Below are 24171 nucleotides of genomic sequence, written 5' to 3'. Positions count from 1 at the left end.
TCAAAAAATTATACGCGAAGACCACCTGGCCTGGTGGTCTTTTTAAATCAGAGGTTGATCAAACAGCCCTTTAGAGCTTGCAAGCACCGCCTGCACAGTCATCATCTTCTTGCGAGTCGTCTGCGCCATCGCGAGTGTTGTGATAATACAAGGTTTTTAGACCCAGTTTGTAGGCGTAAAGTAAGTCTTGCAGCACCTGTTTGATCGGCACGCGTTCGTCTTCAAATTTAGTTGGGTCGTAGTTGGTGTTGGCCGAAATTGCTTGATCAACAAACTTTTGCATAATCCCCACCAGCTGCAAATAGCCTTTGTTATCTGGGATTTTCCATAACAACTCGTAATTATCTTTGACCTCTTTAAAGCCTGGCACAACCTGCTTTAAAATCCCGTCTTTGGAGGCTTTTACCGAAATATAACCACGCGGCGGTTCAATGCCGTTGGTGGAGTTGGTGATTTGTGATGAAGTTTCACAAGGCATTAACGCGGTTAAGGTTGAATTGCGTAGCCCATGTTTTTTAATCTCGCTACGCAAGGTTTCCCAATCGTAATGCAGTGGTTCGTCGCAGATCGCATCCAATTCTTTTTTATAGGTATCAATCGGCAAGATACCTTGCGCGTAGTGCGTGTCTGAGAACATATCACAGGGTGCAATTTCTTTAGCCAATTGGTTAGAAGCTTTTAATAAATAGTATTGAATAGCTTCAAATGCACGATGCACTAAACCATTAGCCGAGCCATCTGAATAACGTACATTATGTTTGGCTAAATAATAGGCGAGGTTGGTAACACCCACGCCTAAAGTACGGCGTCCGTGGCTTGAAATACGTGCGGCTTCGATTGGGTAATCTTGGTAATCTAACAAACTATCTAAAGCGCGCACGATCAAGTCGGATAAATCTTCCAGCTCATCTAGATTTTCAATCGCGCCTAGGTTAAAGGCTGACAGTGTACACAATGCAATTTCGCCGTTTGGGTCTTCAACCGAGTTTAATGGCTTGGTTGGTAGGGCGATTTCTAAGCATAAGTTTGACTGATGAATTGGTGCTTTTTTCGGGTCAAACGGACTGTGGGTATTACAGTGATCGACGTTTTGAATATAGATGCGACCGGTCTGAGCACGTTCTTGGGCTAATTGAGTAAACAAATCAATCGCTTTGACTTGTTTTTTGCGAATGGTTTCATCCGCTTCATAGATCTTATAAAGACGCTCAAACTCAACCTGATCTTCAAAAAAGGCATCATACAATCCCGGCACATCGGAAGGACTGAATAAACTGATGGTGCCACCTTCAATCATGCGCTGATACATGAGTTTATTGATCTGTACACCATAATCCAAATGACGCACCCGGTTTTCTTCAACGCCTCGGTTGTTTTTCAGCACCAATAAAGATTCGACTTCCAAATGCCAAATTGGGTAGAAAAGGGTGGCTGCACCACCACGTACACCGCCTTGTGAACAAGACTTAACCGCCGTTTGGAAGTGTTTGATAAAGGGAATCATGCCTGTATGGTAGGCTTCACCGCCGCGGATTGGGCTACCTATCGCGCGTAAACGTCCGATATTGACGCCAATACCAGCGCGTTGTGAGACGTATTTAACAATAGATGAAGAGGTCGCGTTGATTGAGTCTAGCGAATCGCCACATTCGATTAGCACGCACGAGCTAAATTGGCGCGTTGGTGTGCGAACACCAGACATGATCGGCGTAGGTAGCGACAGTTTAAATTGCGAAGCGGCATCATAAAAACGCTTGACCACATTCATTCGCAACTCACTTGGATAATGTGCGAATAAAGACATAGGAATCAGCATATAAATAAACTGAGGACTTTCATAAATTTCGCCAGTGACTCGGTTTTGAACGAGATATTTGCCCTCTAGCTGCTTAACCGCCGCGTAGCTGAATTCCATGTCACGTTCGTGACACATGTAATTATCCAATTCATCAATTTCAGCTTTTGTGTATTTTTCAAGCAACTCAGCATCGTAACGCCCGGCCCGAACCATTTTATTAATTTGTTCAAATAGCGCAGGCGGGGTAAAGCGTCCAAATGCTTTTTTACGAAGATGGAAGATCGCTAAACGTGCCGATAAATGCTGGTAATCAGGTGAGGTTTCAGAGATCAGATCGGCGGCGGATTTAATAATGGTTTCATGAATATCGGATGATTTGATCCCATCATAGAACTGAATATGTGAACGCAGCTCAACTTCAGAAACCGATACATCCTCTAAACCTTCTGCGGCCCAAGTGATAACACGGTGAATTTTTTCTAAGTCGATTGGCTCTTTTCGGCCATCACGTTTGGTGACCTGAAGAGTGGTTTTGGGAGCGCTGTCTTGGTTCGTCATGATGTCCTACTTTTTTACCTACGTTTTTAGCTGTGTATAAAATTTTTAACTGCTAATAGTGTGAAATTTTTTTCGCTTGGCTTTTCATTGGCTTAGCGGTACTTCATAAAAACAGAATTTAAATTTTGTCGATAATAAAGTTGTGCCTTATCAAGCATAATTCCACAACATGTAGTGATTTGTTTTTTATGTGTATCAAAATATAGTAAATTTTAGACGCTTGTGCAAGTGCTATTTTTGTAGGGTTTTACACAATTTAGGCAGAATTCTAACCGGTATAAATACAATCAAAACCTTGTTAATCAGCCTTTAAGGTTGTGGATAAGTTTGTGGAATGTGTCGCTGTTTAGCTGTAAATATATTTTTATTGGCTCATCAAAATTTTAAGTGAATTTGTTATGTTTAAGTGAGGGGGTGAAGGTCATACTTTTAGAAAAGAGGGGGGGGTGGTTTGAAATTGGATAACCGCTTTATCAATGATTTGGCGGCTATTTCATTTAATGAGCGAGCTCAAAGCTGGTGTTCTCCGCAGGTCTGATTACGGCCATTTTGTTTTGCTAAATACAGTGCGCGATCAGCTCGATCAAATAATTGATCCGCACTTTCTCTCGCCTTATATTGTGATACACCGAAAGAGCTGGTGAATTTTAATGGTAAGGTATGACCTTTTACGCTTAACACTTTGCTGGCGATGCGATGGCGTATTTTTTCACTGATATTGAGTGCATTCTGATAACTAATATCAGACAGTAAGATCACAAACTCTTCGCCGCCCAGTCTGGCAATGGCATCATGACCTTTTGTTTCTGCATGTAAAGTGCGTGCAATGTAACGCAGTACACTATCGCCAACTAAATGGCCGTAAGTGTCATTTATTTTTTTAAAGTGGTCTAGGTCTAACAGTACCATACACAAGCTTATGCCTTCTGATTGAACCGTTTTGATTTGCTCTTCAATCAGTTCATTAAAACCTCGCCGATTTGGAATGCCTGTTAATGAGTCGGTTTTGGCTAGAGTGGTAACGTGTTCTAGTTCACTCTTTAGCTTTTTTATTATCTGTGTAGAATCATTTATTTGTTGCTGGAGTTTTTGGTTATTGTTGGTTATTTTTTGAATCGGCGGCAATATATTTTGATTTAAACATTGCATGACTTTGTCTTGTGTTTGACAGGCTTGTAAACACGCCATATTCTCAATCAATAATTGATGATAGTGTTCAGACTCTGAAGACCAATTTTCAAGGTGCTCTAGCACCTCATTTATCAGTTGACTAACCTCGTCGGTCGGAAGATGTTGGTTAATAATGCGTTTGAGCAGTTCGCGAAATAGTGGACGAACTGACTCATCGGTATAATCATGGTGTTTGATTAAGTTAGAAAGTTCTTCGGCAAACTCTGGATCAGTTTGACTAACCATTTCATAAAGCAACGTAAAATGAACTGGAGTGGACGGGACGTTCAGCTCGTTTAACCGCTGTAAAACCTGGTTGGTGGTTTGTTTGGCTTGCTGAGTATTGTCAGTATAGCGACAGCTTTTGTTTGACATAGTGTGTCCGCAAAGTTAATAACACTCGTGAATCTAATGCACGAAGTTGATTTTGTTTATATTTGGCATAGGTCAGATTTATCTGCTGATTATCGCAATTAATTCAGAATTTGTCACCTTGGGGTTATTTAAGTAGCTTATAGAATATTAGGAAGTCGGTTTATGCAGAAAAGTAATGTGCAAAAGTTACCTGGTGACGCTTATTCAAAACGCATTCGGGCACGGTTTTGGATAGTAACCGAAGAAGGTGAGGGCTATTTAGGGATTGGGCGAATTACTTTGTTGGAAAATATTGATCGTTTTGGTTCAATTAATCGCGCCGCAAAAGAGATGGGTATGTCTTACAAGAAAGCCTGGAAGCTAGTAGAGGATATGAATAAGTTGACGCATGATCCTTTGGTTCTGAGTGAAAAGGGCGGAAAATCGGGTGGCGGTACTTTTGTTACAGCATTGGGTAAAGCCTATATAAAGCAGTTTCATGAGTTGGATGCACGCTTACGAGTGTTTTTTGAGGCTGAGTCAAGTTGTTTTGACAAGATCAAGGTGCATGAGTGAACCAGATTGGTGCATAAGGAGCGGTGATAAAAATAATATGCTCGTTATTTTTTAATTAACTTATTGTTTTTTATGTAAGTTTTAATGTGTTGGCATTTAATAAGCTTTATGTTTGTTGAGATTTAAAGTCTTTCACAACAAAAAAGGAAAACACAAATGAAACAGACAGCTAAATTAAAAACATTGGTACTTTCAATGGCAATGGCCGGATCTTCGTTAGCCGTTTTAGCCCCAGCTAGCGTACAAGCTGGTGTGACGGGTAATGCCGGTTTAGTTTCCCAGTATATTTTCCGTGGTTTGCCACAATCTGCTGGTGCAGCCGCCGCCCAAGCGGGTGTGGATTATGAAAACGAATCTGGCATATATGCAGGTTTGTGGGCATCTGAAGTTCAAGATGACGAAATTGAATATGATGTATACGGCGGCTGGTCTGGCGAAGTATCTGGTGTTGGCCTTAGTGCTGGCGTTACTTTGTATCGTTATACTGAAGAGGTATGGGATAAGGAATATGATGAAGTCAATTTATCAGCCTCTTATGGTGGTTTTTCACTTGGAATTGATGTTGGTAATCATACTGGACCAGCGGTTGGTGCAGAAGCACATGACTATAGTGTGTTAACGGCTTCATATGAATACGGTAGCGTGTACGGTTTATATGGCATCACGCAAGATTTTCTTGGTGAAGATACAGATTATAGCTGGTTGGAAGTTGGTTACTCAGCTGAACTAGCTCCAGGGGCAGACTTGGGTTTGTCATTGATTAATACAATGGGTGAAGATACAGGTCTGGGTAAAGATGGCGATGGCGATCTAATGATGGTAGTTGGTTTCACTAAATCGTTTGACATTATGTAATTGTTTAGCGCGCTATTTATCCTAAATAGCGCGTCCGACTTCCTCAGTCGGAATTCCTAATTGGTATCCTCGTATCCCTGTTTCGACAGGGTTTCTTCAGGCTCTTTTGGGCCTGCTTTTTTATCTATAATTATTAAGTTAAATCGGCTTGAACTGGTATGGAAGGGTTTGGGTGACTTTGATCTCCACAAAGATTAAGGGTGCCAGAGACCGCCTAATACAGCTGGCCTTGATGCGCCTGTAATCTTGGTTAAATCAATTTCAATATGATCTAAACGTTGTTTTGCGAGCCAGGCACACATCATCGCCTCAATTGCATTGGGATTGAGACCAAGTTGTTCGGTTGATTGGATGTTTAAATTGGGTAGTTTTGACTGTAAACGGTTTAATAAAGTTCGATTATAAGCGCCACCGCCACAAATTAAGCAAGCGGTTTGGCTTGGTAGATCAAGTTTCATCAGTTCTGCGCCAATGCTTTCAACTGTGAGCTGGTTAAGAGTAGCGAGTAGGTCGTTAGGCTCAATATTTCGTGGAAGGTGTTTTAGCAACCAGGCCTGGTTAAATTTATCACGTCCGGTGCTTTTGGGTGTCGGTTGTTCAAAGTAAGGGTCGGACAGCAATGCGTTTAATAATGTATGATTTACTTGGCCCTGCGCCGCTAAATCGCCGTTTTGATCATATTCTAGCTTAAAGGCTTGTTGGCATACTTCATCCATCAACGCGTTACCAGGTCCGGTATCAAATCCGATAACGTCGTTATCCGTATTTATATAGCTAATATTAGCGATGCCACCAATATTTACCACGCAGATTGGCTTGTGGTGCTTGTCAAATAAGGCCTGGTGGAAACAAGGGGCAAGCGGTGCTCCCTGGCCACCAAGAGCCATGTCATCGACTCGAAAATCAGCGACCGTAGCAATGTTTGTTTGCTTGGCTATGATGGCGGGGTGGCCAATTTGCATACTCATGCCCAGCTCTGGAGCATGAAAAATAGTTTGGCCATGGCTGCCAATCGCATTGATGTTAGCGGTTTCGTAGCCATTTTGTTTGATAAGTGTCAGAGCGGCCTGACTAAATTCCTGCGCAATTTTAACCTGTAACTCTGCTAGTTCGGTTAAGCTGATTTTTGTATCTAGATTTAGTTTAGTGAGCTGAGGTTTAAGTTGAGACGGGTAGGTCAAAAAATCGATAAGTTCAATTTTATGACCATTGTTTAAGCGTACTAGTGCAGCATCAATACCGTCTGCACTAGTACCGGACATAAGTCCGATAAAAAGCGACTTATTCAAAGTTTAACGCCAGTTGGGTGAGTTCAGGATCAAAGCGCGTTAGTTGACTATGCATAATAGAGGCATATTGATCAAAGTCATTTCGATATGTTGCTAACACTGGCTCTGCATCAGGGAACTTAACTTTTAAAGGGTCACGATGTACGCCGTTGATGCGGAACTCATAATGCAAATGAGGGCCGGTGGCTAATCCGGTTTTGCCGACATAGCCAATGATATCGCCCTGTTTAACACTTTGGCCTCGCTTGGCTTTTCCATAACGAGATAGGTGCGCATAAACTGTTTCATAGCGTCCGGCATGTTTGATCACGACTTTTTTGCCGTAACCACCATTCCAGCCCTTGTAACTGATAACGCCATCACCCGCAGCATAAATGGGGGTGCCAGTCGGTGCGGCATAGTCTACGCCTCTGTGGTCACGGGTTTCTTGTAATACTGGGTGGTGTCGGCCACGTTGAAAACGAGAGCTTATACGTGTGTAGTTTATGGGGTTACGCATAAACGCTTTACGCAGGTTTTGACCGTTTTCGTCATAATAACCAATCAATTGATTTTCAATTTCTAGGCGAAAAGCACGCACTTTGCGTTGTCCACCAACTGTCAGTTCTGCGGCCAGAATATTACCATCCCCTAAAAATTCATCGTTTAGGTAGCGTTGTTCATAAATGATCTTAAGCTCATCACCACTACGAAGTTCACGCACAAAGTCGACCTCCCAAGCAAACAGGTCAGCTAGGTTCATAATAGTGCGTGGGCTAAGGCCAGCGGTTTCTCCGGCAATGTAAAAGGAATCGTGAATGGTCGCAGACGACATTTTAATTTTGGTATCAACCACTTTATGGTTTTCGTAAATACGAAATTGATCGTCTTTTTTTTCTAAGTGGTAGCTCAGGATGCGGCTACGATCCATGTCAATTTTTTGTAACTGGTTATCTGTGTCTGTCCAGATCACGAGTTTATCACCGACACGAAGATTGGTGAATAATTCAGAATTGTTAGATTGACTAATTTTTAATGCTGTTTGTGCGGTATCGGCTACTTTGTCTAATGCGTGGCTTAGGGTCTGATTTGGGCGAATAATAAATTCGAATTTATTTAAAGAAGTGCTTTGAGCAAGCTGTTCTGTTGAATTTGTAGATTCCTTTAGCTGGGTTGGCAGCTCAAGAATCTGTGTTTTAAATTCGGTTTTAGCGTGCGCTAAGTTGACAGGTAGGGTGATCAAAAATGCCAAGCTAATCCATTGTAAAGCCCGGCAAAACGGGTTTATTTCTTCATATTGCATAGCAATGCCTACTCCTTTCACGTTTTTCTAATCTAGTAGAAAAATCTTATTATGGTGTTTGTGCGTCGATTATAGCTTACAAAAGTTGTGCGAGTGAAGTAGGAAAGTCAAAAAAGTTAAGTTTTTTTATAAAAAACGAATAAATTAGCTTTTTCTGCCATCAATTTGAATGTAAATGAGCAGATGATCTATTTCTGATTTGACGTTTAAGAATGGGTGACGGTTTATTTTGCACCAGCTTCGAATGTCTTTTTCAGCGGCGGGGTCGGTACAAGCGATTTCAATTTGATCTCCAACTGAAAGTTGGCGGACTAATTGTTGAAGCTTGATAACTGGCATTGGGCACTTTAAGCCTTTTGCATTGAGTTGATGCGTGTTCATCAGGATTCCTTTAGGGTATAATCAGGCTAATTTTTTTGTTAGAAATGTACGGTCAATCCTAGTAACCGCGCTTGGTTAGCGTAGGTCATGTGATGGCGTAGATTATTGTCTAGGGGTTCTTTTGTGTCAAACGCTAATAACCGCACAGCGGGTATCCATACTTTTCAGGGCTTAATTCAAAGCCTGCAATCCTTTTGGGCTGAACAGGGCTGTGTCGTGATGCAACCCTATGATAATGAAATGGGTGCAGGTACCTTTCATCCGGCTACTTTCTTACGTTCAATTGGTCCAGAGCCATGGCGAGCGGCTTATGTGCAGCCAAGTCGTCGTCCAACGGATGGTCGTTATGGTGAAAACCCAAACCGTTTACAGCACTATTATCAGTTTCAAGTGATGTTGAAGCCTTCACCGGAAAATATCCAAGAATTGTATTTAGACTCCTTAAAGATGTTGGGCTTGGATCCGTTAGAGCACGACATTCGTTTTGTTGAAGATAACTGGGAATCCCCAACTCTAGGGGCCTGGGGCTTGGGCTGGGAAGTTTGGTTGAACGGAATGGAAGTTACGCAGTTTACCTATTTTCAGCAGGTAGGTGGACTAGAGTGTCGTCCAGTTACCGGCGAGATCACTTATGGTCTTGAACGTATTGCCATGTATTTGCAGGGTGTGAATAGCGTATACGATTTAGTTTGGGTGGATGGCACAAGCGGAAAAGTCACTTATGGGGATGTTTTTCATCAAAATGAAGTCGAAATGTCGACCTATAACTTTGAATATGCCAATACCGACGTATTATTCCGTCAATTTGATGAATGTGAGCAAGCCTTTAAGCAGCTGATTGAAGCCAAGTTGCCTCTACCGGCTTATGAGCAGGTTTTAAAAGCCTCTCATACTTTTAACTTATTAGATGCGCGTCATGCGATAAGTGTTACAGAGCGTGCACGTTTTATCGGGCGAGTGCGTACTATGGCGCGAGCGGTGGCCGAAGCCTATTATACAGGCCGTGAAGCCTTGGGCTTCCCTTTAGTGAAACATGCACAGGAGGCATCAGTATGAGTTCGGTTCGCGAAGATTTTTTAGTTGAAATCGGTACAGAAGAATTGCCTCCAAAAGCGCTTAAGAAATTGTCAGAAGCCTTTGCAAGGGGTTTAACGGAAGGTTTGGAGCAAGCCGATTTAAGTTTTGAAACGGTTACAATTTACGCCGCACCACGCCGTCTAGCGGTGTGGGTTCAAGCACTGGATATGGCACAAGCCGATAAGGTGGTGGAGCGCAAAGGGCCGGCGAAAAAAGCGGCCTTTGATGCGGAAGGAAATCCTACAAAAGCCTTAGAAGGTTTTGCGCGTTCATGCGGTGTAGGTGTCAATGACTTGATGGAAATCGAAACCGATAAAGGCACCTGGATGGTGTATGAGCAGGCGGTCAAAGGTCAAACAACAGGCGACCTATTACCAGGCCTGGTGGAAAGCTCTTTAGCTAAATTACCGATTCCTAAACGTATGCGCTGGGGTGCTTCGGATGTTGAGTTTGTGCGTCCGGTACATTGGGTATTAATGTTATTAGGTGAGCAAGTTGTGCCCGCTACTATTTTAGGTAAAACAGCTTCTAACGTTACGCGCGGCCATCGTTTCCATGCACCACAAGAGATTGTAATTGATACGCCGGCTGATTATTCAACTGTGCTCAAAAAGCAAGGTTATGTTTTAGCCGACTTCGCCGAGCGTCAAGCAGTAATTCGCCAGCAAGTATTGGCTATCGCCAGCCAGTCCGGTGGTGAAGCGGTGATTGATGAAGATTTACTGGAAGAAGTAACGGCGTTAAACGAATGGCCAACGGCCGTAGTGGGCTCATTTGATGAAGACTTTTTGAGCGTGCCTCCAGAATGTTTGATTTCAGCGATGAAAGGCCATCAAAAATTCTTCCATTTATTGGACCCTAAAGGCAAATTGCAAGCTAAGTTTATTACGGTGTGTAATATTGAAAGTACTAATCCGCAGTCTGTTATTTCCGGTAATGAACGTGTGATTCGCCCGCGTTTGTCGGATGCTAAATTTTTCTGGAATCAAGATCGAAAACAACCGCTGGATGACTTACTACCGAGCTTAAAAACCGTGGTTTTTCAACAAAAACTGGGCACCTTGTATGACAAAATTGAGCGTTTAGAAAGTTTGGCCGTCAAAATTGCGCGTCCATTGGGCGTAGCGAGTGAGTTGGCTGAGCGTGCGGCGCGTTTATCAAAATGCGATTTAATGACCTTGATGGTGGGCGAATTTCCAGAGTTGCAGGGCGTGATGGGGCGTTATTATGCGTTAGCTCAAAACGAGCAGGCGGATGTGGCTGACAGTTTAGATCAACAATACAAGCCGCGCTTTGGTGGTGATGGTTTGCCAGACACGGCCTTAGCGCAAACACTAGCCATTGCCGATAAACTAGATACCATTACCGGTATTTATGGCATTGGTGAATTACCTACCGGTGACAAAGATCCGTTTGCCTTGCGTCGTGCCGCATTGGGTTTGATCCGAATTATGATCGAAAAAGAACTGGACCTAGATTTACAGTATTTAATTGAAGCCAGTTTAAACTTGCATCCTAAAGTCGAGTCGTCGCCTGAGTTGGTGAATGCGATCTATGATTTCATTATCAGTCGCCTAAAAGCCTATTATGCCGATCAAGGCATTAGTGCCGAAGCATTTGAAGCTGTGCGTGTATGCCGTCCGGCACATCCGATTGATTTTTCAAAACGTATCGATGCGGTGCGTGCGTTTGCCGCCTTGCCTGAGGCTGAAAGCTTGAGTGCCGCGAACAAACGTATTCAGAATATCCTTCGCAAAATTGAAGGAGAATGGCCGCAAGAGGTGGACTCAAGCTTGTTTGAACAAGCCGTTGAAACTCAACTTTGGCAGGCGATTGAAGCCTTGCGTGAACAAGTTAGCTCGCAAATCGCCGATCGGAACTACACCCAGGCGTTAACCACCTTGGCACAAATTCGCGAGCCGGTCGATCAGTTTTTTGATCAAGTTATGGTGATGGCCGAAGATGAAACCTTAAAGCGTAACCGACTAGCGATGTTGAACCAGATTCATCAGCTATTTTTGGCCGTTGCTGATATATCGCGCTTGTAATTCGATATGAATTATTCAAGTTACTAAGAAACCACCAGGCCTGGTGGTTTTTTATAAGACACAAAAAGACATAATGGGAGCTAACAGACGCTCATGACAAAAATTATTGTGCTGGATCGGGATGGCGTGATAAATGAAGATTCAGATAACTTCATTAAATCGGCTGGTGAGTGGCAACCTATCTCAGGCAGTTTAGAAGCGATTGCGCGTTTAAATAAAGCCGGTTGGACGGTAGCAGTAGCGACCAATCAGTCAGGCATTAAACGCCGTTATTATGATCGGGCCACTCTAAGCCAAATGCATATGAAAATGCAAAAATTACTGCAAGAACATGGTGGTCGGGTAGATTGGTTGAATTATTCGCCTTATTTGAGTGATTGCGGTTCGGTGTGTCGTAAACCTTTAGACGGGATGTTACGCGCGATTGAGCTGCGTTATGACTGTGCCTTAAAAGGTATGCCGATGGTAGGTGATAGCTTAGCCGATATTCAGGCGGCCAAAATGTTGGGTTTACAGCCTTTTTTAGTTCGAACCGGTAAGGGTGAACGTAGTTTAGCCTCGGGTGATAAATGTTTGCAAAATGTCCCTGTTTATGCGAACTTATACGAATTCGTTGAGGAGTGGTTAGCTTGAAAATCATGTTGTTATTACGTTCGTTAGCGTTTGAAATTGGGCGCGGGCTTTTGATTTTTGTTTTTGGCATTCTAGCTCAGCTTTTATGGGTAGCGCCGGTTAGAGTGCGTTATGCTTTTTTGCAAAATTGGACAGGACTCACGCTCTGGTGGTTAAAAGTGACCTGTGGTCTGACTTATCGGGTGCATGGAAAAGAACATATTGATACTAGCACACCCAGTATTATTATGTCGCATCACGAATCCGCTTGGGAGACTATCGCGATTCAGCGCGTGTTTCCACGTCAAAATTATGTCTTGAAAAAAGAAATCCTACAGATTCCTATTTTTGGTTGGACCATGGCGATGCTAAAGCCAATTGCGATTGATCGTAAAGCCGGAAGACAGGCTTTGAAGCAGTTGATTGACCAGGGGCGTACACAATTATTAGAACGGCACGATTGGGTGGTAATTTTCCCCGAAGGCACGCGTGTGCCAAGCGGTACTACCGGAAAAATCAATAAGGGCGCGGCTATGTTAGCTAAGGAAACCGGCGTGCCAGTTTATTTGGTTGCGCATAATGCTGGGCAGTTTTGGCCTAAAAATAGCTTAATACGAACGGCGGGGGTGATTGATCTTTATATCAGCCCGCCATTAGATACAACCAATATGAGTGTAGAAGAAATTAATCAAGCGGCACGAAGTTGGTATCAATCCCATCAAACACCCCATTTAACTGATAAATAAGGTTTCATCATGAGTAAGTCAGCCACTATTCTGGGTTTGTTATTTGGATTAATCATTGTGCTGTTAAGCATGGTGGATAAAGATAGTGGTCAAATTATTGGTTCGTTTTTTAACTGGCAAGGCTTGTTGGTGGTACTGGGTGGAACCCTGGCGGCTGTCTTGGTGAATTACCCATTAAATATGTTGGGCTGTGTGTTTCGTGGTTTTGTTAAGGTGGTGGTGTCGGAACCTAGCAAGGTTGATAATATCATTCATGAAGTTGAACGTTTGAGTCACATTTCTCATAAACAAGGATTGCTCAGCTTAGAGCGTGAGATTGATAATGTGGACGATGATTTTCTGCGTTTCTCGCTGACTGAAATGATGGTTTATCAAGATCAAAGTCAACTTCTCGCGAGTGTGAATAACCGTCAATACAACACCCAGCTTCGGCACATGCAATGCCAAGAGTTATTTAATAACATGGCATCTTATTCGCCCGCCTTCGGTATGATGGGAACCGTGATGGGGTTGATTATTATGATGACTTCCCACGTTGGCGGTGCTGGCGGCGATGTTTACGAAGGCGGCTCTGAAGATATGTTGGCTGGGTTGTTAGCCGGCATGGGTTTGGCCTTGGTCACTACTTTTTATGGCGTATTGTTTGCAAATCTTTTTTATATTCCAATAGCCGGAAAGTTAAAGGTGTTATCCGAAGCCGAAACACTCAAGAATGAAGTTATTATCCGTGGGGTTGTCGGTTTGAAATTGGGACAATCGCCGATGCTGGTCATGGAAAGCATGCTCAGTTTTGTAAATGAGAAAACTAAAGAACGGCTTGAAAATCGTCATTAGTCATGAGCTTTAGGAGGCTGAGATGTCGGTAAAACCTAACTCTGCTCTGATTACTCATGAACAACTTCAAATCAGTTCTTTTAAACGTAACCGCATATGGATGATGACCTTTGCGGACGTGTTTACCGCGTTGTTAACGTTTTTTGTGTTGATTATGACCATCTCAGAAATGGAAACCATCCCGCCCAAACGTGCTTATCAAAAAATAATGACTGGCCTGCATAATGAGGTCCGTGAAATCAAACACCGTGACAGTTTGGCCTGGATGGAGGTAGAAAATACCTATTCAAAGGGTATCCGTATTACGATTGACCCTGAACTGTTTGAGAGTGCCCCTTTATTTGAACCGGCTCGTGCCGATATTAATCCACGTTATTTTCCGTATCTAAATGAACTCTCACGTGTTTTAGATGAGTTGGAATTAGATCACATTAATCAGCGCTATGAACGTTGGATCAAAATGATAGAGCAAGCGGGTTTTGAGGTAACCTTTACGATGAGTGTAGAAGGCCATACGGATGCGATTCCTTTAGCCTCAGGTGCACGCTATCGTGACAATATCGAACTTAGTACCCACCGTGCCTACGAGTTGATGCAATATTTGCAAGCTCGTGTTGACTTAGAGCCGAGTGTTTATTCAATGGCTGGTTACGGCAGTTTTCATCCAATTACAAATAATCCAAACGATGCCGAAAATCGTCGCATCGAACTCTACCTGGTACCCCAAATGGTTGACCCGGTTCCAATCTTGGAGCCTGAGCTGTGAGTGCGGCCTCTCTAAAAGCGCGCAACGGCTGGTTGTTGTCCTTCGCCGATGTGGTGACCTTGTTAATCACTTTTTTTATTATGATGTTGGCACTCAATCATACAGAAATCTCACGCATTCAAAACTGGACAGATGATCAGTTAGATCAAAGTTATCTAAGTTTGTCCCAAGCGGTGCAAAGCTATAATCTGCAATACATTAATGTCAACCGCAATACACAGGGGATTTTTTTGTCAATTTCACATCCTGAAGCGTTTGAGCGGGGTGGCTTTGAAGTGTCACCAGGTTTGGCGGCAGAATTATCTCAAGTGTCTACCTTGCTGTCAGGCATTGCCGTGTTTAATGCGCATGAAACTGAGCTAGGCCAACGTATTATTCAAGAGGCGGATCAAGATGGTATGGATTGGCGTGTTGAGGTGGTGGTAGAAGGGCATACCGATAATGACCCCATTCCAAACGGTTCAATTTTACGAAATAACTGGTTTTTGAGTACCATGCGAGCGCAAAATGTGATGCAGTTGTTACATCGAAACTCCGGCTTACGTAACGACTATTTTTCGGTTGCTGGTTTTGGTGAACACCGTCCAGTGGCGAGTAATGAAACCCTAGAAGGGAAAGGCCAAAATCGACGTGTCAATATCGTGATTAATGCGGGCTTTACCCGCAAATAATCAGCACCTCAATTTATGGCTTATGCGTTAAGCTAGGTTGTGTGCCAGTTGTAAAGCGTTCTGATTCGGTGCGTAAGTTTTGCTCTAAACTCTGTAGATTATTCGCGAGTGAGGTATTGTTCTGTACCATCCTCGCGTTTTGTTGAATCGCTTCGTCCAATTGATTTACCGATTGGTTAACTTGTCCAATGCCTTCTGCTTGCTCTCCTGAGCTTACTGCAATTTCGCTCACTATATCATTCACACTTTGCATGCTTTGAAAAATGGCTTCGAAGGCTTCTTGAGTGGTCTCAAGTTTATTCGCACCTTGATTCACCTGTTGTACTACTTGCTCTATCAAATGACGAATATTGGTAGACGCTTCAGCCGAGCGTTGTGCTAGTTGTCGTACTTCACTGGCGACTACCGCAAATCCGCGACCTTGTTCGCCCGCTCTTGCCGCCTCTACTGATGCATTTAACGCCAATAAATTAGTTTGAAATGCAATGCTATCAATCAAGCTAACAATGTCGTTTATTTTTTTGCTAGAGTCCTGGATTGAATGCATGCTGTCGACGGATTCTTGCATAACATTCCGACCTTGTTCGGTTTGTTCGCGGGCATGCAAGGTTAATTGGTTAGCTTGGCGAGCATGATCGGCCACTTGTTGGATACAAATTGTAATTTGTTCTAGTGTTCGTGCACTGTGTTCAACCGATAAGGCTTGCTGGCGTGTGCGTTCCTCAAGAGATAGATTACTAGACACAATATCGTGTACCGTATTTTCCATTGCTTGAGTGCTACTTTTAACCCCAGTCATGGCTTGGTTAAGCTGTGTCATTGCGGTGTTTAAATGAGTTTTTAAGCGTTCCATTTCGCCACTGAATTGGCCTTGGATTTGATGGGATAAATCGCCCTCTGCTAAAGCATCAATCGCCACAAAAATACCTGATAAGCCTTGTTCAAGTGTATTCATAGCTTGGTTTGTGTGATTGATTAACTTGGCAAGTTGGCCTTTACCGTCTACTTCAATGCGGGCACTTAAGTGGCATTTAGAAACACCTGACATAACTTGGTTAATTTGCTCAACCACCTCGTCCAGGCTTTGCATGGCGTCATCTACTTCCAAGCGTAACTGGCCTTCTACCGACTGATCCATACGCTGGTCAAATTCACCTTGTGATAACGCACCCGCGATTGTTTGGAGTGATTGCATGGTGCGTTCTAGGCTTGAGATGGCATCATTTACATAATTTTTGAATACTAATAAATCGCCACCTACATTCACGCTGAGGCGCTGACTATAATCTCCTTTAGCTACTTTCGACAGGCTGGTATTGGTTTGATCAAATACCGATTTTAGGTTTTGAGTTAAGCCATTAAAAGCGGTAATCACGGCGCCCATTTCATCTTGATAACTGACCGGTAAAGGTTTTGAAAAGTCGTTTGAGTGCGTAATGGCTTCGATGCCTTTTTGCATCGCGGCTAACGGTCGTGCAATCTTACCGACCAGAGTGGCGACCATTAAGGCTAAAAACAATGACATTGTAATCAGGACAGCCAAAATGAAAAAATCTAGACTGTTTAACAAATGTTGAAGAGTGGGATCAATCGCTAGGTCGGGTTCATTGATAAGTTGTTGATCAACCAATTGCTGTAACTGACTTTTTAAGTAGAGAAATACGCTGGTGAAAAAAATACCGGCAAAGACCATTAAAATCAATAATAAACGAATTAAACTCGCTATTTTAAGACGGCTCCAGAACGAAGCGTGAGCAGGTTGTTTCATAATGGTTTTTCCCCAAAAAATACTGTTGCAATCATACTCTTATCGAAAGCAGTATGTAAAGAAGTATAGAGTTTACACTTAGGTGAATTATGGTCGAAAAAAGAACTGGTTACGCCTTGGTAAGCGACCAGTTAATAGGGGTTAGGTTGTGTTGCAAAAGATAGGTGTTCGTTTGTGAAAAAGGTCGGCTACCAAAAAAACCGCGGTGGGCGGATAAAGGCGAGGGGTGAGGGCTACGAATAATTAGGTGTCGACTTTCATCAATGAAGGCGCCTTTTTTTTGAGCATAAGCACCCCATAAAATAAACACAAGGTTGGAACGGTGTTGGTTAAGCTGATGAATAATAGCATCGGTAAATACTTCCCAGCCGTGTTTTTGGTGCGAGTTGGACTGGTTAGCTTCAACCGTTAACACCGCATTTAGCAACAAAACTCCTTGTTTTGCCCAAGGCATTAAATAGCCGCAGCTTGAATTATCAATATTAAGATCGCTGAGTAATTCCTTATTAATGTTAAGCAGCGATTTAGGTAAGGGTTTAACATCCGGCAACACGGAAAAACTTAAGCCATGAGCATGGCCGGGCGTGGGGTAAGGATCTTGACCAAGAATAACCACTTTAACCTGCTCAAATGGCGTGCTATTGAGCGCATTAAACCATTCTGACGACTTTGGTAGAATGGTTTTGCCGAGTTGCTTTTCGCCCACCAGAAAAGCACGAAGTTTGTGCATATAAGCTTTATCAAACTCCGGTTGCAAGTACTTTAACCAACTTGGATCAAGTTGAATGTTAGGCATAAAGTTTATGGCGACAGTCTCACAGATGACCAGGCCTGTGGATCGGTCGGGTGGATCGAGAACTGTAAACGGTCATGTAAACGGTTGGGGCGACCCTGCCAGAACTCAAAACGTTTGGCGACTAAGCGATAACCACCCCAGGTTTGAGGGCGCGGCACGGTTTTACCAGCAAATTCGGCTTTGGCTTTTTCCAGGCGTTGTTCCAGCACTTGGCGATTTTCGACTGTTTGGCTTTGGCGAGAAATATAAGCACTTAATTGACTATCAAGTGGGCGACTGTGAAAGTAGCGGTCCGAATCTTCTGGTTTTATTTTTTCTACCAAACCTTCAATCCGAATCTGGCGTTCTAGCTGTGGCCAGAAAAAATTGATTGCGGCGCGTTTAGAGGTAATGAGTTCACGTCCCTTCGCACTTTCATAATGAGTGTAAAACACAAAGCCATCACGATCAAACGCTTTAAGAAGCACTACACGCGCATGAGGTTGTTGAGTGGCATCCACTGTGGCTAATGTCATGGCGGTAGGTTCAGCGACTTTATTTTCGAACGCTTCATCCATCCATTCTTGAAACAACGCATAAGGGTTGTGGTTTAAAAAATCGTCACTTAATTCACCCATTTGGTAGTTTAACCGATGGTCGTGATAGTCGCGATTAGGCATGGATTCAGTCTCTTATTTATCAATATAAATAGTCATAATAAACGTCATCGTATTTTATTTCTATGGTTTTCAGGCAAAAAATAGGGTTTTTAAATGCGTTATTCAAACGCTTTGTACGGGTAAGGCTTTAACAATGCTTTACTTTAAGTAGAGACTCACCAATAATATGGGTTGTTTAAAAACGAATAAATGGATCACCAGGCCTGGTGGATGGTTGAGTTAAAGGAGAGTTTGTGAGTCAAGCGTACAATTCGGCAGAAATTGAGGTTTTAACAGGACTGGATCCTGTCCGTAAACGCCCTGGTATGTATACCGATACCACTCGCCCCAATCATTTAGCCCAAGAAGTTATCGATAACAGTGTCGATGAAGCCCTAGCTGGCCATGCTTCTGAAATCAATATAACGCATTATGCAGATGGCTCGATCAGTGTGGAAGATAATGGCCGCGGCATGCCAGTTGATATTCATCCAGAAGAAGGTGTTTCTGGCGTTGAAGTAATCTTAACGCGCTTGCACTCTGGTGGTAAGTTTTCCAATAAAGCCTATCAGTTTTCCGGCGGTTTGCATGGCGTAGGTGTATCGGTTGTAAATGCGCTGTCTAAACGTGTCGAAGTTGAAATTAGACGTAACGGTGAGCAGCATGCGATTGCATTTGAAAATGGTGTATTGGTTGAACCTTTAAAGGTCGTCGGTAAAGTAGCAAAAAAAAATAGTGGTACAAAATTGCGTTTTTGGCCAGATGCTTCATTTTTTGACACACCTAAATATGCTTTAAACCGCCTCAAACATTTATTAAGAGCCAAAGCGGTTTTATGTCCGGGTTTAACTGTTAACTTTTTAGATGAAGTCAGTGGGGAGCAAACCAGTTGGTATTACGAGGATGGTTTAAGAGACTATTTGAACCAGTCATTGGAAGGATTGGAGCGTTTGCCGTTAGAGGGTTTTGTAGGAACGGAGTCGTCGGAAAACGAAGCCGCTTCTTGGGCGATTGCTTGGTTAGAACAGCCGCATGAAGCGCTCAACGAAAGTTATGTAAACCTGATTCCAACCCCACAGGGTGGCACACACGTAAACGGTTTACGCCAAGGCACCACCGATGCAGTGCGTGAGTTTTGTGAGTTTCGTAATTTGATTCCACGTGGTGTTAAGTTGTCACCGGATGATGTTTGGCAAAATGTCGCGTTTGTTCTGTCTGCTAAGTTGCGTGATCCCCAGTTTGCTGGCCAAACAAAAGAACGTTTATCATCACGTGAATGCGTACCGTTTATTTCTGGTGTCGTTAAAGATGCTTTAAGCTTATGGCTTAATCAGCATACTGAAGTGGCTGAAAAAATTGCCGAATTGGCAATTAATAATGCTCAAGCTCGTAATAAAAAAGCACGTCAAGTCTCGCGTAAGAAAATTACATCTGGTCCGGCCTTGCCAGGAAAGTTGGCCGATTGTACCGAAACGGATTTGAGTTTAACGGAATTGTTTCTAGTGGAGGGTGATTCAGCTGGTGGCTCGGCCAAGCAAGCCCGCAATAAGCGCTTTCAAGCGATTATGCCGTTAAGAGGTAAAATTTTAAACACCTGGGAAGTGGACTCTAATCAAATTTTAGCATCGCAAGAAGTCCATGATATTAGTGTAGCGATTGGTGTCGATCCTGCGTCAGAAGACCTATCGAGTTTACGCTATGGCAAAATCTGTATTTTGGCGGATGCTGATTCTGATGGTGCACACATTGCAACGCTTATTTGTGCACTATTTGTACGGCACTTCCCAACGTTGGTTGAGAACGGTCATGTGTATGTCGCAATGCCGCCTTTGTATCGTATTGATGTGGGTAAAAATGTATTTTACGCGCTGGATGAGGCTGAGCGTCAGGGGGTATTGGATCGCATTCAGGCCGAGAAACTAGCGGGTAAAGTACAAGTTACACGCTTTAAGGGCTTGGGTGAAATGAACCCAATTCAGTTAAGAGAAACCACTATGTCTCCGGAAACCCGTCGTCTTGTGCAATTAACCCTTGAAGCCGAACATGCTTATCCAATGATGGATATGATGTTGGCTAAAAAACGTGCACCAGATCGTAAAGCTTGGCTAGAGCAGAACGGCGATTTGGCTGAGGTGGTTTAGTGATAGTAATTAGCCGGGCAATTTTGGGCGCTTGTGTGTTGGGTCTAATTGGCTGTAGTCAATTGGAAACCAAGTCGACCTCAGCAGACCATGCCGTTTCATCAAACTCTTCCGTCAATAAAACACCTAAAATCAAGCTTGAACCCTCCACGATGTTTGAAATTATGATGGGGGAAATGTTTGCACAAAAAGGCGATTTACTCAGTGCATATAACCTGATTTATGAAGTGGCTGAAAATACGCGTGACCCTGTCCTAATTGAACGCGCTTTTCAGTTGGCAATGAGTGCATTTTACGCAGAAGGTATTGATAAAAGCGCGCGTTTGTGGCGTGAAATGAACCCGGAAGATGCCACTCCTTGGAGGGTGGGTTACATCATGTCACTAAGACAGGGCAAGTTAACGGAGGCATTAGATTATTGGCAATCTTATCGAACAAGATCCGAGCTTAGCCTAGAAGATGACCTAAAAAATGCCGCCGCCCAAGTGGTGCAATCCACCCCGACTGATACCGGTTTGGATTTCTTTAAAGCGCTTTACGAACTTTACCCTCAAGAATGGGCGGCTGGTTACGCTTACGGTTATGCGGCTGATCAATATGGCCGCGTAGAGTTAGCCGTTGATATGCTCGAAGCGGTTATTGAACGACACCAAGCACCTGCGGAAGTTTATTATGCGTTGGCGAACTTGTATGTAGAAAACGATTTAATCCAGCGCGGGTTAACCAAGTTAGAAAGTTACGTTCAATCCCATTCAAAAGATTGGATGATGCAGGAACGTTATGCACGTTTAGAAGCCAAAGCTTCGCTTTATAGTCAAGCCAAGCAGCGTTATAGTCGGATTGTTGCGGCGAATCCCAAAGCTTATACGTCCAAGCTTTCACTTGCCTTGCTGGAGTTGGAGCAGGGGGATTTAGGTGTTGCAAAAAAACAATTGGAAAAACTATTAAAAGTCGAAGGTTACAGAGATGTCAGTTATTACTATCTCGGTGTAATCGCTAAAAGCCAAGGTGATTATGCTCAAGCGCGTTCACAATTAGAGCGTGTCGTGCACCCTAATTATCAGCTGGATGCGAACTTGCTCATTTCACAAATATTGTTTGAAACGCAAGGTCTTGATGCGGTATTGCAATATTTGGATCAGTTGCAACCGGCGGATGATCAAGAGCAAGTCAAAATATTGCGCGCCCGCGGTATTTTTTATGGGCAGTCTGGCGAATGGGCCAGTGCGGCGGATCAATATCGGTTAGCTTTAGAATTATCGGTTGATCAGCTAACTATGAGCTATTCTTTAGCCATGGCACTCTATGAGCTGGGGGCGTATGATGAATATGAAGACATTATTAAAGGCATTCTAAAGGATCATCCAAACGAGCCAGATGCGTTAAACGCACTAGGTTTTTATTATGTAGAACAAAATCGCCAATTGGGTGAAGCGGAGCGCTTGTTAAACAAAGCTTTAGAGCTTGCCCCCAATAGCTTTCATATTATCGACAGCTTAGCTTGGTTAGCTTATAAAGAGCGACGCTACGTGGAGGCTGAAAAATACATAGAGCAAGCCTGGTCGCTTAATCAAAATGACGAAGTGCTGATACACATGATCAAAATTAAGTGGGCGCTAAAAAAATACGACCAGGCCCAAAACTTATGGCAAAAACATCATAAGCAATTCCCCGATAATCCGGTGCTGCCGAATTTAATGCAAGAACTAAAAACTAAGTGATTGATTTTGAAAGCTTGTCCTTAGCCAGGCCTCATTGTATAGTGAAGCCTAAATAGGACGATCGGATTTATCAACTCGATTAAGTTCTATACCAAGGTGAGAATGAATGAAGATTCAGCGTATAAAATTTCAAAAAAACCTCAACTTTTACTTGATCTTTTCCTTAATCAATGGATAATACGCACCTGTCTTACGACAGAGATCTTTTGGGCCGTAGCCAAGCGGTAAGGCAGCGGGTTTTGATCCCGTCATGCGAAGGTTCGAATCCTTCCGGCCCAGCCATCTCATCCTTATTCCCCAAATTCAGTTTATCCTCGACAGGAGCCGCCATTAATGGCTAACAAAAATGTCATGATATTTGCGGGAAATGCAAATGTCACTCTTGCAGAGAACATCTCCCTCTATTTAGATCAACCCTTGGGTAAAGCAAATGTCGGCCGGTTTAGCGATGGCGAAATCATGGTCGAGATTACCGAATCTGTCCGTGGTAGAGACGTATATGTCTTGCAGCCGACTTGTACGCCAGAACCGGCTGTCAACCTGATGGAAATGTTGGTGATGATTGACGCACTTAAGCGAGCTTCAGCCAAACGCATTACGGCTGTTGTGCCGTATTATGGTTTTGCTCGCCAAGATCGTCGTCCTCATTCTGCACGAGTCCCAATTACCGCACGTTTAGCGGCGGATATGATTACCTTGGCGGGTGCTGACCGTGTTATTACAGTGGATTTGCACTCTGATCAGATTCAAGGTTTCTTTGATATTCCTGTGGATAATATCTACGCTTCGCCCGTCTTGGTTGAAGATATGCTGAAAGAGTTGGACGTGAGTAATGTAACCGTGGTTTCGCCTGATGTTGGCGGTGTGGTGCGTGCTCGAGCAGTGGCGAAAGCCTTAAATGCCGATCTAGCGATTATTGACAAACGTCGTCCTAAAGCCAATGTTTCTCAAGTTATGCATGTGATCGGTGAAGTCAAAGGTCGCGATTGTATCGTAGTTGATGATATGGTCGATACCGCGGGTACTCTATGTAAAGCCGCCGCGGCTTTGATCGAGAACGGTGCGAAAAGTGTAACTGCTTATGCTACTCACGCAGTTTTATCAGGTCCGGCGGTAGAAAATATTCGAAAGTCGGCTTTGAAAGAGTTAGTTGTGACGGATACGATTCCGCGCTCAGCTGAAGCGATGGCTTGTGATAAAATTCGTCAAGTGTCTATTGCCTCAATGTTAGGTGAAACCATTCGCCGTGTGAACAACGAAGAGTCGGTTACGGCTTTAATGCCTGAAATCTAAACGTTAACTAAGTTTGTTTTAAAAGCCGATAAGTACCAGGCCTGGTGCTTATCGGCTTTTTTGTTTGTTAATTTAGATTGGAAAATAGGTGCGAAATCAGTATAATGCACGCTTTCCTTTATCTGGTCGCGGTTAAAGGCTTATTGAATTGGGGTTGAAACCCTGTTAACGGAGTAATCACTATGAGTGAAGTATGGACAGCAGAAGTCCGCTCGACTGAGGGGAAAGGTGCGAGCCGCCGCCTTCGTCATGCGGGCAAAGTACCGGCCATTATTTATGGTTCTGAAAAAGACGCCGTATCGGTCACCTTTGAAGGCAAGTTTGTAAAAAAAGCCTTGGAAAATATTGATGTGTATAACACCGTGCTTACGGTTGATGTACAAGGTGGCAGCAAAGAAAAGGTCATCATCAAAGACATGCAAAGACATCCGGCGCGTGCTGATGTTATGCACTTGGATTTACAGCGTGTAACCGATAAGACTCGTGTGACTAAGCGTGTGCCAATCAAGTTTGCTGGCGCATCAAAAGCACCAGGCGTTAAGCTAGGTGGCTTGATGACTTTCTTCCAGAAGACGGTAGAAATTCGTTGTACGGCTAAAAATCTTCCTAAAGCCATCGAAATCGATGTATCTGGAATGGAAGCGGGTGCTAACCTACGTTTGTCTGACCTTCAATTGCCAAAAGGTGTTGAAGTCGTAGCCTTGTTACATGGCAACACAGACTACGACCAAGCCGTTGTCGGTATTGGTAAAGTTAGAATCAAAGGTTAATTAAACGGTTCACACGAACCTAACCTC

General features: G+C 43.4%; 21 protein-coding genes and 1 tRNA gene. 14 read left to right on the top strand and 8 right to left on the bottom strand.

All coding sequences use genetic code 11. From position 1 onward, the window contains the following. Positions 1-70 precede the first annotated feature (70 nt). The gene (gene nrdA / locus N746_RS0108610) at positions 71-2356 is read right to left on the bottom strand and encodes a class 1a ribonucleoside-diphosphate reductase subunit alpha (protein WP_029935797.1); all 2286 of its coding nucleotides are present in this window, start codon (positions 2354-2356) and stop codon (positions 71-73) included. A 510-nt stretch (positions 2357-2866) separates the two neighbouring features. Next, positions 2867-3901, bottom strand: a complete 1035-nt coding sequence (locus tag N746_RS0108605; RefSeq protein WP_029935795.1) for a GGDEF domain-containing protein — start codon at positions 3899-3901, stop codon at positions 2867-2869. A 162-nt stretch (positions 3902-4063) separates the two neighbouring features. Here N746_RS0108605 and N746_RS0108600 point away from each other — a divergent pair, with 162 nt between their 5' ends. Continuing rightward, on the top strand, positions 4064-4456 hold the full coding sequence (locus tag N746_RS0108600) for a winged helix-turn-helix domain-containing protein (protein ID WP_029935793.1): 393 nt from the start codon (positions 4064-4066) through the stop codon (positions 4454-4456). Positions 4457-4612: 156 nt separating this feature from the next. Beyond that, positions 4613-5311 carry a TorF family putative porin gene (locus N746_RS0108595; RefSeq protein WP_029935790.1) on the top strand — a complete coding sequence of 233 codons (699 nt, stop codon included), beginning with the start codon at positions 4613-4615 and terminating at the stop codon, positions 5309-5311. A 194-nt stretch (positions 5312-5505) separates the two neighbouring features. Here N746_RS0108595 and N746_RS0108590 read toward each other — a convergent pair whose 3' ends face one another. The 3 genes from N746_RS0108590 to N746_RS0108580 form a co-directional block, all read right to left on the bottom strand. Beyond that, positions 5506-6600 (bottom strand): anhydro-N-acetylmuramic acid kinase, encoded by a 1095-nt coding sequence (locus N746_RS0108590; protein WP_081836011.1) that lies wholly within the window; start codon positions 6598-6600, stop codon positions 5506-5508. Next, a complete protein-coding gene (locus tag N746_RS0108585; protein WP_029935786.1) occupies positions 6593-7882 on the bottom strand; it encodes a M23 family metallopeptidase in 1290 nt (429 codons plus the stop codon). The genes N746_RS0108590 and N746_RS0108585 overlap by 8 nt, the downstream gene beginning before the upstream one ends. A 144-nt stretch (positions 7883-8026) precedes the next feature. After that, positions 8027-8263, bottom strand: a complete 237-nt coding sequence (locus tag N746_RS0108580) for a sulfurtransferase TusA family protein (protein WP_029935784.1) — start codon at positions 8261-8263, stop codon at positions 8027-8029. A 123-nt stretch (positions 8264-8386) separates the two neighbouring features. On the opposite strand from N746_RS0108580, the gene glyQ reads away from it, so the two are divergent. The 7 genes from glyQ (at position 8387) to N746_RS10710 (ending at position 15017) form a co-directional block, all read left to right on the top strand. Further along, positions 8387-9319, top strand: coding sequence for a glycine--tRNA ligase subunit alpha (gene glyQ, locus N746_RS0108575; RefSeq protein ID WP_029935782.1), 933 nt, complete (start codon positions 8387-8389; stop codon positions 9317-9319). After that, positions 9316-11388: a glycine--tRNA ligase subunit beta gene (glyS, locus tag N746_RS0108570; RefSeq protein WP_029935780.1), complete on the top strand. Its 2073-nt coding sequence runs from the start codon at positions 9316-9318 to the stop codon at positions 11386-11388. Before glyQ ends, glyS begins: the two co-directional genes overlap by 4 nt. Before the next feature lie 93 nt (positions 11389-11481). Then, positions 11482-12021, top strand: coding sequence for a D-glycero-beta-D-manno-heptose 1,7-bisphosphate 7-phosphatase (gene gmhB, locus N746_RS0108565; protein WP_029935778.1), 540 nt, complete (start codon positions 11482-11484; stop codon positions 12019-12021). Between the two features lie 5 nt (positions 12022-12026). Next, positions 12027-12746: a lysophospholipid acyltransferase family protein gene (locus tag N746_RS0108560; RefSeq protein ID WP_245603375.1), complete on the top strand. Its 720-nt coding sequence runs from the start codon at positions 12027-12029 to the stop codon at positions 12744-12746. 9 nt (positions 12747-12755) lie between these two features. Next, positions 12756-13580: a motility protein A gene (locus tag N746_RS0108555; protein WP_029935775.1), complete on the top strand. Its 825-nt coding sequence runs from the start codon at positions 12756-12758 to the stop codon at positions 13578-13580. Between the two features lie 22 nt (positions 13581-13602). Further along, positions 13603-14346: an OmpA/MotB family protein gene (locus tag N746_RS0108550; RefSeq protein ID WP_051678598.1), complete on the top strand. Its 744-nt coding sequence runs from the start codon at positions 13603-13605 to the stop codon at positions 14344-14346. After that, on the top strand, positions 14343-15017 hold the full coding sequence (locus tag N746_RS10710; RefSeq protein WP_029935772.1) for an OmpA/MotB family protein: 675 nt from the start codon (positions 14343-14345) through the stop codon (positions 15015-15017). The genes N746_RS0108550 and N746_RS10710 overlap by 4 nt, the downstream gene beginning before the upstream one ends. 13 nt (positions 15018-15030) lie before the next feature. On the opposite strand, the gene N746_RS0108540 is transcribed toward N746_RS10710, so the two are convergent. The 3 genes from N746_RS0108540 to pdxH form a co-directional block, all read right to left on the bottom strand. Next, the gene (locus N746_RS0108540; RefSeq protein ID WP_051678597.1) at positions 15031-16785 is read right to left on the bottom strand and encodes a methyl-accepting chemotaxis protein; all 1755 of its coding nucleotides are present in this window, start codon (positions 16783-16785) and stop codon (positions 15031-15033) included. Positions 16786-16894: 109 nt separating this feature from the next. Then, positions 16895-17581 carry a uracil-DNA glycosylase gene (ung, locus tag N746_RS0108535; RefSeq protein ID WP_029935769.1) on the bottom strand — a complete coding sequence of 229 codons (687 nt, stop codon included), beginning with the start codon at positions 17579-17581 and terminating at the stop codon, positions 16895-16897. Between the two features lie 5 nt (positions 17582-17586). Then, complete coding sequence (gene pdxH / locus N746_RS0108530; RefSeq protein WP_029935767.1) at positions 17587-18240, bottom strand: pyridoxamine 5'-phosphate oxidase; 654 nt, start codon at positions 18238-18240, stop codon at positions 17587-17589. A gap of 233 nt (positions 18241-18473) precedes the next feature. Between pdxH and parE the strand changes: the two genes are divergently transcribed. From parE to N746_RS0108500, 5 genes are all read left to right on the top strand, one after another. Continuing rightward, positions 18474-20360 carry a DNA topoisomerase IV subunit B gene (gene parE / locus N746_RS0108525; RefSeq protein ID WP_029935766.1) on the top strand — a complete coding sequence of 629 codons (1887 nt, stop codon included), beginning with the start codon at positions 18474-18476 and terminating at the stop codon, positions 20358-20360. Then, complete coding sequence (locus tag N746_RS0108520; RefSeq protein WP_051678596.1) at positions 20360-22081, top strand: tetratricopeptide repeat protein; 1722 nt, start codon at positions 20360-20362, stop codon at positions 22079-22081. Before parE ends, N746_RS0108520 begins: the two co-directional genes overlap by 1 nt. 207 nt (positions 22082-22288) lie before the next feature. Further along, positions 22289-22363, top strand: a tRNA-Gln gene (locus tag N746_RS0108515). Between the two features lie 51 nt (positions 22364-22414). Beyond that, positions 22415-23374, top strand: a complete 960-nt coding sequence (locus N746_RS0108510) for a ribose-phosphate pyrophosphokinase (RefSeq protein WP_029935763.1) — start codon at positions 22415-22417, stop codon at positions 23372-23374. A 182-nt stretch (positions 23375-23556) separates the two neighbouring features. Next, positions 23557-24144, top strand: coding sequence for a 50S ribosomal protein L25/general stress protein Ctc (locus N746_RS0108500; RefSeq protein ID WP_029935762.1), 588 nt, complete (start codon positions 23557-23559; stop codon positions 24142-24144). The last annotated feature ends 27 nt before the right edge of the window (positions 24145-24171 follow it).

It is taken from the genome of Thiomicrospira pelophila DSM 1534 (assembly GCF_000711195.1).
Taxonomy (GTDB): domain Bacteria; phylum Pseudomonadota; class Gammaproteobacteria; order Thiomicrospirales; family Thiomicrospiraceae; genus Thiomicrospira; species Thiomicrospira pelophila.
This window is presented reverse-complemented; position numbering and strand designations above follow the sequence as displayed.